Origin of the sequence: Eubacterium coprostanoligenes (assembly GCF_900167205.1) — a bacterium.
Lineage (GTDB): Bacteria > Bacillota > Clostridia > Oscillospirales > Acutalibacteraceae > Eubacterium_R > Eubacterium_R coprostanoligenes.
The window spans coordinates 71,005-88,075 of record NZ_FUWW01000004.1; the positions used below are offsets into that span (position 1 = coordinate 71,005).

At 40.8% G+C, this 17,071-nt stretch carries 13 protein-coding genes; 12 read left to right on the plus strand and 1 reads right to left on the minus strand.

Annotation, left to right across the window (positions count from 1 at the left end):
• Positions 1 to 14 precede the first annotated feature (14 nt).
• The 6 genes from B5D29_RS02630 (at position 15) to B5D29_RS02655 (ending at position 9,647) form a co-directional block, all read left to right on the plus strand.
• Entirely contained in the window at positions 15 to 650 is a 636-nt protein-coding gene (locus B5D29_RS02630; RefSeq protein WP_078768029.1) for a hypothetical protein, read from the plus strand.
• Between the two features lie 67 nt (positions 651 to 717).
• A complete protein-coding gene (locus B5D29_RS02635) occupies positions 718 to 2,790 on the plus strand; it encodes an NAD(P)/FAD-dependent oxidoreductase (RefSeq protein WP_078768030.1) in 2,073 nt (690 codons plus the stop codon).
• A 30-nt stretch (positions 2,791 to 2,820) separates the two neighbouring features.
• Positions 2,821 to 5,976 (plus strand): glycoside hydrolase family 2 TIM barrel-domain containing protein, encoded by a 3,156-nt coding sequence (locus B5D29_RS02640; RefSeq protein ID WP_078768031.1) that lies wholly within the window; start codon positions 2,821 to 2,823, stop codon positions 5,974 to 5,976.
• A 7-nt stretch (positions 5,977 to 5,983) separates the two neighbouring features.
• Positions 5,984 to 8,044 carry a ComEC/Rec2 family competence protein gene (locus tag B5D29_RS02645; RefSeq protein WP_078768032.1) on the plus strand — a complete coding sequence of 687 codons (2,061 nt, stop codon included), beginning with the start codon at positions 5,984 to 5,986 and terminating at the stop codon, positions 8,042 to 8,044.
• A complete protein-coding gene (gene holA, locus B5D29_RS02650) occupies positions 8,032 to 9,057 on the plus strand; it encodes a DNA polymerase III subunit delta (RefSeq protein WP_078768033.1) in 1,026 nt (341 codons plus the stop codon). The genes B5D29_RS02645 and holA overlap by 13 nt, the downstream gene beginning before the upstream one ends.
• Positions 9,057 to 9,647, plus strand: coding sequence for a ribonuclease M5 (locus B5D29_RS02655; RefSeq protein ID WP_078768034.1), 591 nt, complete (start codon positions 9,057 to 9,059; stop codon positions 9,645 to 9,647). Before holA ends, B5D29_RS02655 begins: the two co-directional genes overlap by 1 nt.
• Before the next feature lie 50 nt (positions 9,648 to 9,697).
• Here the strand turns inward: B5D29_RS02655 and B5D29_RS02660 are convergent, their stop codons facing one another.
• The gene (locus B5D29_RS02660; RefSeq protein WP_078768035.1) at positions 9,698 to 10,756 is read right to left on the minus strand and encodes a tRNA(Met) cytidine acetate ligase; all 1,059 of its coding nucleotides are present in this window, start codon (positions 10,754 to 10,756) and stop codon (positions 9,698 to 9,700) included.
• Between the two features lie 115 nt (positions 10,757 to 10,871).
• On the opposite strand from B5D29_RS02660, the gene B5D29_RS02665 reads away from it, so the two are divergent.
• From B5D29_RS02665 to B5D29_RS08785, 6 genes are all read left to right on the plus strand, one after another.
• Positions 10,872 to 12,089: an acetate/propionate family kinase gene (locus tag B5D29_RS02665; RefSeq protein WP_078768036.1), complete on the plus strand. Its 1,218-nt coding sequence runs from the start codon at positions 10,872 to 10,874 to the stop codon at positions 12,087 to 12,089.
• A 42-nt stretch (positions 12,090 to 12,131) separates the two neighbouring features.
• Positions 12,132 to 12,347 (plus strand): YdbC family protein, encoded by a 216-nt coding sequence (locus B5D29_RS02670; protein WP_078768037.1) that lies wholly within the window; start codon positions 12,132 to 12,134, stop codon positions 12,345 to 12,347.
• Between the two features lie 102 nt (positions 12,348 to 12,449).
• Entirely contained in the window at positions 12,450 to 15,077 is a 2,628-nt protein-coding gene (gene alaS / locus B5D29_RS02675; protein WP_078768038.1) for an alanine--tRNA ligase, read from the plus strand.
• Positions 15,078 to 15,158: 81 nt separating this feature from the next.
• Entirely contained in the window at positions 15,159 to 15,491 is a 333-nt protein-coding gene (locus B5D29_RS02680) for a histidine triad nucleotide-binding protein (RefSeq protein WP_078768039.1), read from the plus strand.
• Positions 15,488 to 16,027 carry a phosphoribosyltransferase family protein gene (locus B5D29_RS02685; protein ID WP_078768040.1) on the plus strand — a complete coding sequence of 180 codons (540 nt, stop codon included), beginning with the start codon at positions 15,488 to 15,490 and terminating at the stop codon, positions 16,025 to 16,027. The genes B5D29_RS02680 and B5D29_RS02685 overlap by 4 nt, the downstream gene beginning before the upstream one ends.
• Before the next feature lie 141 nt (positions 16,028 to 16,168).
• Positions 16,169 to 16,609, plus strand: coding sequence for a hypothetical protein (locus B5D29_RS08785; RefSeq protein WP_242941726.1), 441 nt, complete (start codon positions 16,169 to 16,171; stop codon positions 16,607 to 16,609).
• Positions 16,610 to 17,071 lie beyond the last annotated feature (462 nt).

Genomic DNA, 17,071 nt, shown 5'->3' on the forward strand with positions numbered 1-17,071 from the left:
TAGAGGTAATTCAAATGGATAATCAAAAGAAAGAAAAAAAGCAAGGCAAATTAATTCCCGGTTCAAAGGTTCATGTTACAACCGTTGCAGTTATATCGGTTATTCTTGTAATCTTGCTTGCCATTTCATCATTTGGAGTTGCAGTATTCAGCGCAAAGCCTTTTGAGGAAAAAGAAGGACAGGTAAATGTCTACGAGCTTAAATCGAAGCTCTATACAAAGGCTGTTATCAAAGCATTGCCTAAAAAAATCACAGGCAATGACGCCGGCAAAAAAATTGATTTCTATATTGAAGAAAACGATAATTACGATCCTGAAATAAATGAACCTGTTGAGCAATACCGTGTATATTATTATTTAGACGGTAAAAAAGTTGAGGCTCACGGCGGTGTTTATAAGGGCGACTATGAAACTATGTATCCTCTTATAGGCTTCTTTATTAAGGGTATGGATAACCTTAAAGTACTCAAAAAAACATTTATTGCTTTGGTTGTTATAGTTTGCATCGCTATCGTGGCTTTGCTTATTTGGCTTATCGCTCTTCTTATCAAGGTTAAAGAAGAAAGAAAATACAGCGTAAGCTATCAGGAACAAAAGCTTATCAAAGAGGCTGAAAAGAAAGCAAAAAAAGATAAAGATAAAAATAAATAAAAAATGATTTTATGGGCTTGCCCTCGTCGGCAGGCCTTGTTTTAAGATAATCATAAAGGGGATTTTTATGGATTATAAGATGCTTTTCTCTCCTATGAAAATAGGCAATACTGAAATTAAAAACAGAGTTGTAATGGCACCTATGTGTATGGGATTCGGTCAGTTTGACGGCAAGGTTACCGACATTATGGCAGACCACTATGTTGAGCGTGCCAAGGGTGGTGTCGGTCTTATCATCACCGAGATTACCCGTATCAACGATGTGACCGGTGCTTCGTCATTCGGTCAAATGGCATTAACTCACGATTCACAAATTGCACCGCTCAAGAATATGGTTGACCGTATTCATTCCTACGGTGCAAAAATTTTTGTTGAGCTTCACCATCCGGGCAGACAAAACCTCGGTCTTATGATGGGTACAGTTCCGCTTTCTGTTGCTTGCGACAAAATTATGGGCAAGGCGTATGCAAAGCTCCTTACCGGTGCAATTATTCCCCCGGGAAAGAAACTTCAGGATAAGGACATTGTTCCTCGAACTGTTGCTCCGTCAAAATGTGAAAAGTCAAAAATGGCTGACAGCGTAAACAGAGGACTTACAAAAACAGGCATCAAAAAACTTGTTCGCCAGTTTGTTCAAGGTGCTGTAAGAGCACAAAAGGCAGGCTGTGACGGTGTTGAACTCCACGCAGCTCACGGATATCTTATTCAGCAATTTTTGTCACCTAACACCAATCACAGAAATGATGAATACGGTGGCTCACTTGAAAACAGAATGAGATTTCTCAACGAAATTATTGATGGAATAAGACTTGCTTGCGGCAACGATTTTCCTCTTGTTGTTCGTCTTTCGGTTGATGAGATGTATGCAAAAATCGGTCAACCGGGCAAAGGCTACGATTTGCAGGAAGGACTCAAGATTGCCAAGGCACTTAACGATAAGGGCATTGACGCTATTGATGTTTCATCAGCAGCTTATGATACATTCAACTATTGGCTCGAGCCAACTACATTCCCTCTCGGCTGGAGAAAGTATCTTGCCGAGGAAGTTAAAAAGGTTGTTGACATTCCTGTTATCGCAGCAAACCTCATCCGTTCTCCTGAACAAGCAGAACAGCAATTAGAGGATGGTATTCAGGATTTCATTTCCCTTGGAAGACCGCTTCTTGCAGACCCTCATTGGGTTAATAAGGTTAAAGAGGGCAAGGAAGATACAATCAAGCGTTGCATATGCTGTCTGTACTGCTTCGAAAGTATGGAAAACAACGCATATGAATATACACACGGCAGATGTTCGGTCAATCCGTTCATCGGCAGAGATTCTCTTGAACTTGAAAAGAACGGCAATGGCAGAAAGGTTGCAGTTGTCGGCTCCGGTGTTGCAGGTCTTACTGCTGCCGAGCTTCTTTCAAGACGAGGCTTTGATGTCACCGTGTACGAAAAAGAAAGTGCTGTCGGCGGTCAAATTAATCTTGCCGATAAGCCTCCACACAAGGAAAAACTCCATTGGTGCATTGATGATTTGTACACCAATGCAAAAAACAATGGCGTAAAATTTGAGTTTAATACAACTGTTACAAAAGAGTTGCTTGACGATGCTTCACCTGATTTTGTTATCAATGCAACAGGTGCAAATGCAGTCTTTCCAAAGGCTTTTGCAGGCGATAATGTCAGCACCGTTACAGAAATTCTTAATGGCTCAATTAAACTTGAAAACAAAAAAGTTGCAGTTATCGGCTCCGGTATGACCGGACTTGAAACTTCCGAGCTTTTGTGTGAAATGGGCAATAAGGTTACCATTCTTGAAATGGCAGACACCATTGCTCCGGGCGCATATTTTCAACAGCTTGATGATGCTTTGCCAAAACTTAAAGAGGCAGGCACAGTGTTTATGCCGTCAACCAAATTGCTCGAAATCACAGCAGACGGATTGACTGCAGAGAGCACAAAGAACGGCGACAAGATTAAACTTGATGTTGATTTTGTTGTTCTTTCTATGGGTTGCCGTCCTGACAATGCACTTTATGAGCAAATCAAGGACAGCACAAAATACAAAGTTATTAATATCGGCGACAGCGTAAAGGTTGGCAGAATTGCAAATGCTACCGAATCCGCTTTCCAAGCTGTTATGTCAATAAAATAATAAAAAACAAAGAGTATAAAAGGGGTATTTATGGGAAAGAAATTTGTTTGGGAAGACCCGAAAACGGTCTATATAAATAAGGAAAAAGGGCATGCCATTGCAATGCCTTTTGATACTGTTGATGACGCACTTTCGGGCGAACAATCAAAGTATAAGCAAAGCCTCAACGGCAAGTGGAAATTCCACTGGCAGAGAGGTCTTGAAAATCAGCCTGACGGTTTTGAAAAGCCAAGCTATGATGTATCTGCTTGGGATGAAATCTCTGTTCCGTCAGTTTGGCAGTGCGAGGGATATAGCGTGCCTTATTACTACGCAAGCACATTCCCAAGAGCATTTAGCCGTTCAAGAAGCCGTATTCCGTCAATTGACCATACTATGCAGGAAATCGGTTTTTATCGCAGAAGCTTCAACATCAGCAATGATTGGGATGGCAGAGATGTATTCCTTCATTTCGGTGCGTGCAAGGCTGCTCTTGAAGTTTGGGTAAACGGCGAGTATGTTGGCTATTCAACAGGCTCAATGACTCCTCACGAGTTCGAAATCACAAAGTATCTCAAGGACGGCGAAAATACTGTCGCTGCCAAGGTTTATCGTTATGCTGCTTCAACTTATCTTGAAGATCAGGATATGTGGTGGCTTTGCGGTATTTACCGTGAGGTATATCTTTTTGCAGAACCAAAGGTTAGACTTTTCGACTTCTATGCAAAGACTGACCTTGATGAAGAATATAAGGATTCAACTCTTTCAATTGATTTTTATGTAAATAACCGTCTTGCAAAGGACACATCCGTTACTGTTAAGTCTTATCTCATCAGCGATACAGACAAGATTATTGAACTTGATGATGTTTCTGCAAAGATTGCCGGCAAAAATGATGTTGTTTTGAGCATTAAAAATGAGATTAAGAATCCTAAAAAGTGGTCTGCCGAAGCACCAAATCTCTATCGTCTTGTTATGCAAATTCTTGACGAAAACGGAAATGTTATAACCGTTAAGACATATGAAATCGGTTTCAAGAAGGTTGAAATCGTTGGTGAAAAGATTTTGTTCAACGGTATGCCTTTGATGATTAGAGGTGTAAACCGTCACGATTTCGATATGGACAACGGTTGGAATGTTCCAAAGGAAAGATACATTCAGGACCTTGACCTTATGAAGATGGCAAATGTAAACGCTATTCGTACATCTCACTATCCTGATGACCCGTATTTCTACGAACTTTGCAACAGATACGGTTTTTATGTTATGGACGAGTGCGACTTGGAATCTCACGGTGTTCGCCGTAAGGGTGTTCCGGGTTCAAATCCGCTTTGGACAGATATGGCTGTTGACAAGATGGAAAGAATGGTTCTCCGTGACAGAAACAATCCGTGTATCTTTATGTGGTCACTTGGTAATGAAGCAGGCGATGGCGACAACTTTATGAAGATGAAGCAAGCTGCTTTGGCTCTTGACGATACTCGTCAGTTCCACTATGAGGGCGACTTTGACCTTACAAAGAGTGATGTAATTTCTCGTATGTATCCTGATGAGGCTACTATGAAGAAACTCGGCAACAGAGAGCCTATTACAATTTCTCTTTATGATAATATTGCAAATCAGCTTGCTGCCGATTCAAAGCCGATTCCGGCTGAAAAGTACACAAAGCCTGTTCTTCTTTGCGAATATGCTCATAGTATGGAAAACTCAATGGGTAACTTCCAAGAATATATGGACGATTTTGAAAAGTACGACAATATGTGCGGTGGCTTCATTTGGGACTGGGTTGACCAAACTCTCCATGTTGTTGACGAAAACGGTAAGGATAACTATCTCTACGGCACAGACTTTGAAAAGGACGAGCCTCGCCATTGGTACAGCGGAATCAACACAACCGCAATGACAGGTTCAAATACATATTTCTGTGCAAACGGCGTTATTTCTGCACTTCGTGAGCCACATCCACAGTACTTTGAGGTTGCTCATGTTTATCAGCCAATCGTAACAACTGCTTATGACCTTTCAAAGGGCAGATTTAATGTTCGTTCAAGATTCTTGTTCACCGATGTTTCTGCTTACAAGTGCAAGTGGAAAATTGAGTGCGAGGGTGATGAAATTCAGTCAGGCGAAATGGATAAGTTCTCTGTTGCTCCTCTTCAGGAAAACTTCATCGACATTCCATATGACTACGCTTCACTTCCACAGGATAAGGAATGTGTGCTCACAATTTCATTCCATTCAAAGAAAAAGACTCCGGGCATCAAGTCAAATGCAGAAATTGCTTTTGACCAATTTATTCTTAACACACCTTCAAAGCCTGTAATTTCAAAGGAAGGCAAAGCACCTTCAGCAGAAAAGAAGGGCAACAATGTTGTTGTATCGGGTGATAACTTCACAGTTAAGGTTGACAACGGCGCAGTAACATCATATGTTGTTGACGGCGAGGAACTCCTCAGAGCACCTATGGCTCCAAACTATTTCAGAGCACTTACAGATAACGATATTGACTTTCTTAACTTCGTTTCTCCATTCATCTTTGTTCATCCTTATTATAAGTGGAAGCGTGCCACAAAGGCTGTCAGAGCACTTAAGACTACTATCGAGGAAAAGAACAATACGGTTAAGGTTAAGGTTGCTCTTGATGTTCAGTTTATGAAGAATGCTTATGTATCTTATACTGTATATCCTGACGGCAAACTTGCTGTATATCACAGTGCAGTTCCAAAGGCAGCACTTCTTCGTTTTGGCTTCCAGTGGAATGTTGACAAGTCGTTGACTCAAATTTCTTGGTACGGCAGAGGAGAAGCTCCGTCTTATCCTGACAGAAAGACAGGCTACAAGATTGGCAAGTATTCATTGCCTATTGACAAGTTTGAATATACATATATGCGTCCGCAGGAATCTTCAACTCGTGCAGATGTAAGATACTTTACATTGACCGACAAGAAGGGTAACGGTATCAAGGTAACTGCATATTATGACAAGCCGGTATTGTTCTGTGCACTTCCTTACACACCGTTTATGCTTGATAAGTATGAGCATGTAACCGATATTGACAGAACTCACGACATCACCGTAAATGTTGATTCATCACAGTACGGTATCGGTGGTGATATGCCGGGTCAGGCTTTCGTTCGTGACAAGTATCAGGTTAAGGCAGGCGAAAAGCAGGCACTTTCATTCCTTGTTGAGCCTTACAAAAAATAATTAAATCATGAAAAGAGTATTCACCTGCATAGGGTTTTCTATGGCAACAACGCTGTTTGCGCTTTGCTTTATAAAATACGAATACATATTTCTTTTGACAGTAGGACTTGCGGTTATTTTTATCGCAAGTCTTATTATGCCAAATTTCAGACAGGCTGTTGTCGTGCCGTTGTCCCTTGCGTCAGCGGTGTTTGCCTGTCTTTTATTTGTTGCCACAACGCAAACCACCGTCGAACCTGTTAGGTCGCTTGAAAATCAAACTGCCGAATGTGAGTTTTATGTTATAGATAACGGCACAGTTGGCGACCGTTCAAAAACATATTCGGCAAAGATAGTCAAAATGGACGGCAAAGATGTAAACTTCAAATCTGCCTTGTATTTGGATAAAAAGGTGAATTTGCGTCCGTATACTATTGCAAAAGGTAAATTGAAGTTTTATTCAGTTGGTAAAGACGGCTTTTCAAGTTATGGCAAATACGCTGACGGTATTTATATTTCTGCCAAATGCAATTTGACGGAATGTTTTGGTGAACGGGTCAATTCACCTATGAGATATGTTGTTGCGCTCCGTCAAAACATAAGAGATAAGCTTTCGTATCTTATGTCGGGCAAAGAGGGCGGATTGTCTGTTGCACTCATAACAGGCGACAAATCGTATCTTGACAGAGATGTAAAAACTGCCTTTATGTATTCGGGAACATCGCATATTATGGCTGTTTCGGGTTTGCATTTGAGCGTCATAATCGGCGCACTTCTGTTCATTTTTAAAAAGCTGAAAATCAGCCATAAGATTTCAAGTCTTATTTGTATTGCGTCAGTCATTTTGTATATGGGTTTGGCAGGCTTTTCAGGTTCTGTTACAAGGGCAGGAATTATGCTTGTTGTAATGCTGTCGGCAGGACTGTTTTCAATGAGGGGCGACAGCCTTAATTCTCTCGGTGTAGCGGTCACGATTATGTGCATAGCAAATCCGTATTGCGTAACCGATGTCGGAACTGATTTAAGCGTGCTGTCGGTGTTGTCACTTGTCACTGTTTATCCGTTTTTCGCTTCAAAACTTCAAACTCATTATGTTGACCCGATTGATAAAACTTCAAAGGAAAAGTTGACAGACGGCATTCATTCCGTATTCGCAATTTTTTACACATCGGTTTGCGTGTTTGTCTTTACAATCCCTGTTTTGTATATCTTTTTCGGTTATGCAAGTATTGCCGGTATGGTTTCAAATTTGCTTGCCGTACCGCTTGGCGGTCTGTGCGTTGTTATGTCATTTTTGACCTATTTTGTGTCGCTCTTCGGCATAATTCCTTTGACCGCTTTTGCAGTGCTTCTTGCAACAAAATGCGATGCGTTGCTGATAGATTTTTGTATGCTGTTCAGAGGGCTAAACAACGCTGTTCTCGGCTTTGATTATGTGTTCGGTTTGTGCCTTGCTGTTGTTCTTGTGCTGTTTGGGATTGCTTTTGTTTTCAGCAACAAACATCTTTTTAAAAAGATGGCAGCAATTTCTCTTGTGTTTGTTGCAGTGTTTATGAGCGTGGCAACTGCCTGTAATTATAACTCTCTCACGCTTCGGGTTTTTCCGCACGGTGCAACTGTTTGTAGCTATAAAGGTGTAACTGTTGTGTATGGCGTGAACACTTCCGATGATTTTTATTCTGTCAGCAGATATTTGCAAAACAATGCAATTTCGGTTGATTACCTTGTTATTCAAAGATCGTATTCGTATCCGGCAAAATTGAGCAATTACACAGGCGTTAATGTTCTGCTTTGTGACGGATTCAGCGATTCAATCCTTGTCGGTGGCAGATATAATAATTTAGAGGTGCAAAATACTTATAATGTTTCACTTGATGATGGCTTTGGTTTTTGCTATAATCAAGGAGATATAGCTTTTTATTTTAACGATGTCACAATCGGTTCAACAGATGACTGCGATATAAAAATATCTTCGTCAAAAATCATTGACCCCAAAGGTCTTGTTGAATTCAAAGGCGACACCGTTGTTTATAAAATAAAAGACAAAAATTCTTTTGAGGTGAGGAGGCTCAATCAATGGCAAAAGTAGGGGAAGCAGAGCTTAAAAACCAAATAAAAGCAGGCGACTTTTCAAATGTCTATATGATTTACGGCGAAGAAGATTACCTAAAAGAATTTTATGTAAACAAGCTGAAAAACAAACTTGTTGAGCCTGCGTTTGCCGATTTCAATTTTCATCAGTATGACGGCAAAAAAACACCTATTTCAGAGATTTTGAATGATGCCGATATGATGCCGATGATGGCTGAATATTCGCTTCTGCTTGTCAATGATTATCCGTTTGACAAAAGCAAGGAAGATATTGAAAAGGTAAAGAATTACCTAAAAGATATTAATCCGAGTGCCGTTGTTGTGTTCTTATTCACTCAAATTGAAGTCAATGCAAAGTTCAAAACTCTTGAAAATGCAATTGCAAAAGCAGGTACGGTTGTAAATCTTGAAAAAAGAACCGAGGGCGAGCTTGCAAAATTAATTATTTCATCCGCAAAAAAAAGAGGCTGTTCAATAGACACAGCCAACGCAAAATATATGATTTCGCTTGTCGGAAACGATATAAAAACCATTTTTAACGAGCTTGAAAAGATGTGCTCTTTTGTCGGAGAGGGCGAGATAACACGCAAAATCATTGACGATTTGGCTGTCAAATGCCTTCAGGCAAGAGTGTTTGATTTGTCAAAATTTATACTTGCAGGCAACAGCGACGGCGCTTACGAGGTGCTTCGTGTTCTTTTTGCACAAAAGGAAGAGCCTATTGCCGTGCTGTCGGTCATTTCCTCTTGTTATATTGATATGTATAGGGTGAAGTGCGCCATTGCCTCCGGAGAGGGCGAAAATTCGATTGCAGGCTATTTTAACTATAAGGGCAGGGAATGGCTTATCAGAAACGCTGTTCGTGACAGCAAAAAACTCAGCCTTGAAAATTTGCGTTCTGCAATTGATGCGCTGTCAAAAACCGATGAACTTTTGAAGTCCACATCTATTGATAAAAACTTGCTTCTTGAAGAAACTGTTATGAAACTTTTGATGTTGAGGAATGGCTGATGGAAGAAAAAATCAAACTTACCGAGGCGGTTATTGTTGAGGGGAAATACGACAAAATGAAGCTGTCAAACATCCTCGATGCGTTTATAATTGAAACAAACGGATTCGCTATTTTTAAAGATAAATCCAAGTTGTCATTTATCAAAAAACTTGCCAAGGAGAGGGGAATAATCATCCTCACCGACTCCGACCACGCAGGCTTTATGATAAGAAATTATATTTCGTCCGGCGTGCCAAAAGAACAGATAAAAAATGTCTATATTCCCGATGTTTTCGGCAAGGAAAAACGCAAGGATACACCGTCAAAAGAGGGCAAATTGGGCGTTGAGGGAATGACCAAGGAAGTGATACTTGCATCTCTTGAAAAAGCAGGTGTTTCGTCAACTTCTTCCGTATGTGACAATCCTATTACTACTGTTGATTTTTATGATTTAGGTCTGACCGGAGGAGCGAATTCAAAGGCAAAACGCAAGGCTGTTTGTAAGGCTCTTGACTTGCCTGAATTTCTTTCAACTTCGTCACTCATTTCTTGCATAAATAATTTTATGACAAAGGAAGAATTTTTTGATTTGTGTCAAAATTTGGACTGAATATATAAATGATAAAAGCACCGAAGTCGTCAAAATTTCGGTGCTTTTTGCTATTTTATTATTTCGATTTTTGCTCTTTGTTCTTCTCCGCAAGGCTTAATGTTTGTGTATCCCAAATTGTAAATATCCGTAAATTTACATTCTAAATCAAACAGTTGTTTTACTTCGCTCGACTCTATGTTGCCGTATTTTGTGATTATTGGCAGGGTGGCGGTCTTTTTCATTTGTGCAAGTATTTCTCTGCCTCTGTCGTTGAAAGCTAAAATGTGCAGATATTTTGGCTCTTTCGGCATATCTTTAGTGATTCCGAGATATGCACGCAAAATAATTCGTCTGATTCGAGAATGTGTGTATCTCTTCGTCTTGATGTTGTCGTACAATTCTTCAAGCGTCAATGAGTCTGCAACAGCTCGTACAATCCTGTTTTCAAGTCCTTCGCCGACATCTTCGATTTGCAAAAAATCCTCTGCCGTCATTGTGCGGAGTTTGTATAAAATAGCCTTTTCGCAGTTCTTCATTGATGAAATTTCGTCAGCGTTTAGGTGCTTCCTAATCTCGCTTGCAGAGTATTCGTCATCGTCTGTGTCGTGACCTTTGCCGATTCTTTTTATTGCCATTGCTTCAAGTTTTGTGTATGTCAAATATTCAATTGCAAGGATGTTATTTGGAGTGTCAAGCAACGGAGAATTAACGGCATTTTTGCGTGCGGTAGGGTAGGAAACTCCTTTTTTAAGTTCCTCTTTAATAATACTATCTTTGTTCTGTATTTCTTTTGCAACTGCCTTTAATTCGTCAACATTGTCGCATTCCGCACCGAATGCAAGACAATCGCATATCCCTGTTGCCTCCAAAATTTCAACACCGGCTTTTGCGTATCCCTGTGCGGATTGAATTGTGCATAATGCAGGGATTTCTATCACAAGGTCGGCACCGTTTTCAATAGCTGTTCTTGCACGGGTGTATTTGTCGTATACAGCAAATTCTCCTCGCTGAACAAAGTTACCGCTGAGTGCACATATAACGGTTGAATTTTCACTTTTGCAGTTGTCAAACAGATATTTGTGCCCTTTGTGCAGGGGGTTAAGCTCGCAAATTATACCGAAATTCATTTTTTTACCCTTTTTCTCTTGATTTCTCTTGACATTCTTAATTTATAATATTATTATTACTTATATACTATTCTATATTATTATAAAGAAAATTTCAAGTGCGGAGGAAACATAGATGAAAATTCTTGTAATTAACTGTGGTAGTTCTTCTTTGAAGTATCAACTTATTGATATGAAAGACGAGTCTGTACTCTGTAAGGGTGCTGTTGAGCGTATCGGCTTAAAGATTGCAGGCGGAGAAGAAAATGTTATCATAAAGATTAATGACCAAAAATATACTTACGATAAGGAACTGCCAACTCATACAGATGCGTTTAATGAAGTTAAGTATATCTTGTGTGAAGGTGAACATAAGGTTGTTGACAGCTTTGACGAAATTGACGCTATCGGTCACAGAATCGTACAGGGTGGCGACAGATATACACAATCTGTTATCGTTACACCAAAGGTTTGCGATGAGGTAGAAGAACTTGCTCCTCTTGCACCGCTTCACACTCACGCTAACATTGCAGGCTACAAGGCTTGCCTTAATGTTGTAGGTCCTGAAGTTCCACAGGTATTCGTATTCGACACAGCGTTCCATTCAACAATGCCTCCAAAGGCATATATGTATGCTTTGCCATATGAGTATTATGAAAAGTACAGTGTTCGCCGTTACGGCTTCCACGGTACATCTCACAAGTTTGTATCTCACAGAGCAGCAGACAGAATCGGCAAGAACATCAAGGATCTCAAAATCATCACTTGTCACCTCGGCAACGGCTCATCAATCGCTGCTGTTGACCACGGCAAAGTTGTTGACACATCAATGGGCTTCACTCCACTTGACGGCTTTATGATGGGTACTCGTTCGGGCGGTGTTGACCCTTCAGCAGTTACCTTTATTATGAAGAACGAAAATCTTTCTCCTGATGAGATGGATGCAATCCTCAACAAGCAGTCAGGTGTTCAGGCTATTTCAGGTATCTCATCTGATGACCGTGACATCTGCAAGGCACAGGAGAAGGGCGATGAAAGAGCTATCCTCGCTCACGAAATGCAGGCTTACGAAATTGCAAAGTTCATCGGTTCATATGTTGCCGCAATGAACGGTGTTGACGCAATCGTATTCACAGGCGGTATCGGTGAAAACGGCGTATGGCTTCGTTCAAAGGTTTGCTCATATCTCGGCTACCTCGGTGTACACATCAATGAGGCTGTTAACTCAAAGACTCAAAAGGGTGCAGAGGCAGAACTTACAGAGCCAACGGACAATGTCAGAGTATTCATTCTTGCAACTGACGAAGAGCTTATGATTGCAAGAGATACAGAAGAGCTTGTAAAATCATTGTAAATTATTATTTATCGCATAAGTATTACGAAAGGAGAATAGCAAATGCCAGAAATTAAGTACGAAATCACAGAACACCTTGGTGTAATTTCCGAAACCTCTCGTGGTTGGACAAGAGAAGTTAATATGATTTCTTGGAACGGCAGAGAACCAAAGGTTGATGTAAGAGATTGGTCACCTGACCACTCAAAGATGAGCAAAGGTCTTACCTTCACAAAGGAAGAACTTCTTGAACTCACAAAGATTGCTGAAAAAATGTAATGTCAATAGGCGGAACTTTTGTTCCGCCTTGATGTTGTTTTAGCACAGATTAAATAAATTATAATTTGGCAACTTTTGTTGCCCGATTTGGAGAATATAACTATGGAATGGACATCATTAAATGATATAAGAGAAAAGTATTTGTCATTTTTTGAAAGCAAGGGACACCTTCGTTTGCCGAGCTTTTCATTAGTGCCAAATAACGATAAGAGCCTTCTTCTTATTAATTCGGGTATGGCTCCTATGAAAAAGTATTTTACCGGTGAGGTTACCCCTCCGAGAAGCCGAGTTACAACTTGCCAAAAATGTATCAGAACTCCTGATATTGAGCAGGTAGGTAAAACTGCCCGTCACGGCACATTCTTTGAAATGCTTGGCAACTTCTCATTCGGCGATTACTTCAAAAAAGAAGCAACTGCTTGGGCTTGGGAATTCTGTACCAAAGTTCTCGAAATGCCTGTTGATAAGCTTTATGTCACAATTTATGAAAATGACGATGAAGCATTTGAGATTTGGACAAAGCAAAACGGCGTAGACCCGTCACACATTGTTCGTCTTGGCAAAGAGGATAACTTCTGGGAGCACGGTTCAGGCCCTTGCGGCCCTTGTTCCGAGATTTATTTTGACCGTGGCGAAAAGTACGGTTGTGGCTCTCCTGATTGCGGTCCGGGCTGTGAGTGCGACAGATTTACCGAATTTTGGAACAATGTATTCAGTCAGTTTAATAATGACGGCAACGGCAATTACACCGAGCTTGCACAGAAGAATATCGACACAGGTATGGGTCTTGAAAGACTTGCTTGCATTATGCAAGGTGTTGACAATATCTTTGAAGTTGACACTGTTCAAAACACAATGAAGAAGATTTCGGAGATTTCAGGTGTTAAATATCACGATGATGCAAAGAATGATGTTTCGCTTCGTGTAATTACCGACCATGTTCGTTCATCAACATTTATGATTGGCGATGGTGTAATCCCATCAAATAACGGCAGAGGCTATGTTCTTCGCCGTCTTATCCGTAGAGCTTGCCGTCACGGCAGACTCTTGGGTGTTAATGAGCCTTTCCTCTATAAGGTTTGCGAAACTGTACTTGAAGATAATAAGGTTGCTTATCCTGAACTTCAGGACAAGGCTGAACTCATCAAAAAGGTTATTTTGTCAGAGGAAGAATCTTTTGGCAAAACAATCGATGCAGGTCTTGCTCGTCTTGATGAATATATTGAAAACACCGAGGGTACTGTGTTCTCCGGTGAAGATGCGTTCAAACTTAACGATACTTTCGGCTTCCCGCTCGACCTCACAAAGGATGTCCTTGAGGAGCGTGGTATGACCGTTGATGAGGAAAAGTTCAACGAACTTCTTGCAAATCAAAAGGCTACTGCCCGTGCTGCTCGTAAGGATGCAGGCGCAGACGCTTGGAAGAATACAAGCGTTAAGATTGACGCTGAAAAGACTGTTTTCACAGGCTATACCGATTTTACTGCCGAGGCAAAGGTTCTTGCTCTTGTCAATGCAGACGGTGAACTTGTTGATATGCTCGGTGCAGGCGAAAAAGGTTCTGTTGTTCTTGACAAAACTCCGTTTTATGCAACATCCGGCGGTCAGGTTGCCGATACAGGTGTTATTACTGCCGATGGTGTTGAGTTTGATGTTGAAGACACTTCAAAGAATGCAGACGGCATCTATATTCATAGCGGTACGGTTAAAGAGGGTGTTGTTTCAGTCGGCAACACTGTAAATGCTCAAATTGACGCAGACAGAAGAAAGTCTATTATGCGTAATCATACAGCGGCTCACTTGCTTCAAGCCGCACTCCGTGAAGTTCTCGGCACTCATGTTGAACAGGCAGGTCAGCTTGTAAACGACAAAGAGGTTCGTTTCGATTTCACTCACTTCAATCCTCTCACAACTGAAGAACTCAGTAGGGTTGAAGCAATTGTAAACAAAGAAATTCTTGCTTGTGCTCCTGTTTCTATGCAGGAAATGCCTATTGAAGAAGCAAAGAAAATGGGCGCTATGATGCTCTTTGGCGAAAAGTACGGCAATATCGTGCGTGTTGTAAAAGCCGGTGATGCTTCAACAGAATTCTGTGGTGGTACTCATGTTGCTTCAACAGGCGAACTCGGTCTTTTCAAGATTGTGTCCGAAGCATCTGTTGCCGCAGGTGTTCGCAGAATTGTTGCTCTCACAGGTACAGGCGTTCTCAATTATCTCAACGAGTGTGAGGACACCGTTAAGTTTGCTTCTGCAACATTCAAGTCTGCCGACAATGAAGTTAAGGATAGAATTACCGCTATCGTTGCCGAAAATAAGGCAAAGGATAAGGAAATACAAAATCTTAACGCAGAAATGACAAAACTCAAGAGCGCTGATATGTTCTCATCAGCTGTTGATGTTGACGGTCTTGAACTTTACACTGCAAAGGTAGAGGGCACAACTCCTGACGCACTTCGTTCTATGGGCGATGATGTCAAGACAAAGGGCGACAATGTTGTTGCCGTTCTTGCAGGTGTAAACGGCGATAAGGCAAACTTTGTTGCTGTTTGCGGCAAGGTTGCTATTGCCAAGGGTGTAAAGGCAGGCGACCTAGTTAAGGAAGTCGCAAAGATTGCAAACGGTGGCGGTGGCGGCCGTCCTGATTCTGCAATGGCAGGTGCAAAGGATATTACAAAGATTGACGAAGCACTTTCAAAGGCAGAAGAAATTGTAAAGTCATTAATAAAGTAAACAACATCACCCTCAATTGCAGTTTTTGTGATTGAGGGGATAAAAAATTTCGAATTGTAAAAGAATTTTCGGAGGCAAAATATGTGTGTTTTTTGCGAGATAATCAACGGCAATATACCGTCAACAAAGGTGTATGAGGATGATATGATGGTTGCTTTCAAGGATCTCAATCCTGTTGCACCTGTTCATTTTCTCTGTGTTCCAAAGGAGCATATCGAAAGTGCAAATGCACTCAATGAGGAAAATGCAAAATATGTCAGCCATATATTTGCAAAAATTCCCGAGATTGCAAAGTCGCAGGGAATTGAGTCATACAGAATTATTAATAACTGCGGTTCTGATGCCGGTCAAACTGTTATGCACTTGCATTTTCATGTAATCGGCGGAACAGAGTTAGGGGAGAAGTTAATATGAAAGACACTTATACATTAAAAATCGGCGGAATTGAAAGAGAACTTCAAAAGTTCCCTGTGTCGGATAAAATGGACATCGCCGCATTCATCCTTTTCGGTGATGTTGAGCTTACAGAAGTTTGTGCAAGAGAACTTCTCAAGAAAGTTCCGGACTTTGATTACATAGTAACTCCAGAGGCAAAATCAATTCCTCTTGCATACGAAATGAGCCGTATGAGCGGCAAAAAATACATTGTTGTTCGTAAGGGCGTAAAGGTTTATATGGACCGCCCTGAAAAGGTTGTTGATGTTTCTCTCACCACTCAAAAAGAACAGGCTCTTTATCTCGGTCACGAGGATGGTGATTTGCTCGACGGCAAGCGTGTTCTCATTGTTGATGATGTTGTTTCAACAGGCGGAAGCTTAAAGGCTGTTAAGGAACTTCTTGCAAAGTTCAATGCAAATGTTGTTGCTTCCTGCTTCCCACTTGCAGAGGGCGATGCGGCAGACAGAGATGACATCATTTATCTTGAAAAATTGCCTCTTTTCTTTAAATAAAATATCCAAGGCTGTGATTGCAAATTTGCTTTCACAGTCTTTTAATTTTAACAAAAAACATCTGCCTTTTAAAATTGTTGTCATATGTCAAGATTGTATATAATGTAGAAAAAAGCAGCTTTTATAAAGGAATTGAAGTCTATGAAAAGAAGATTAACTGCAATGTTTTTGTCTATCTGTATTGTGTTTTCGCTTATTCCTGTTTCGGCTCAAGCGGACTTAAAACCTAATATTCAGATAGGCGATTATGTCAAAATGGGCACATATAACGGCAACTCGATTTTGTGGCGTTGTGTTGATTTTGACGATAACGGTTTACTGATGCTTGCAGACAAAATTGTTGACACTCTTGCATACGATGCAAAAAGAAACGACAACAGCAATTCAAAATCACACAGCAGAAGCTATAAGCGTGATGATTACGGTTCTAACTATTGGAGGGACAGTAATATGCGTTCCTGGCTTAATTCAACAGCAACGGCTCGCAAAGCAATCCTTATGTCGGCTCTGCTCCAAGTAAGCAAGAGGATGACTACACAATTTCGGAACCTGCCGAGGATGCAAATCCGGATTGGAATGTAAGCACCGAGCAAAGCATTCAGCTCACCCTCGGCCCGTGGTATTCAAATGACGGAAAATACTCTAACCCTACCATCCCTGTTTATACTATTCAAAAGACACGAAGCGACCTTGAAAATATGGTTGTTGTCGTTTGCGGCGAGGGATACACAAAAAGTCAGCAGGGCAAATTCATCAATGATGTCAAACGACTTTGACAGTACGCTATGAAATATGAACCGTATCGCAGTTATGCCGATAGGTTCAATGTTTACGCTCTTTGAACAGCTTCCGAATCAACTTTTGACAATGGCGGAAGCACCTTCTTTGATGTTATAATTGACAAATATAATTCGCCTGTTATTTCTAATAACCTCCACGGAAGTCAGTGGAAAAATCATATTTTTGAGAGGTGTATCGGTCCTGAATTTATCGAGAAAATTCACGATGCTCATATCAAAAAAACAACCGATCCAAATACAATTC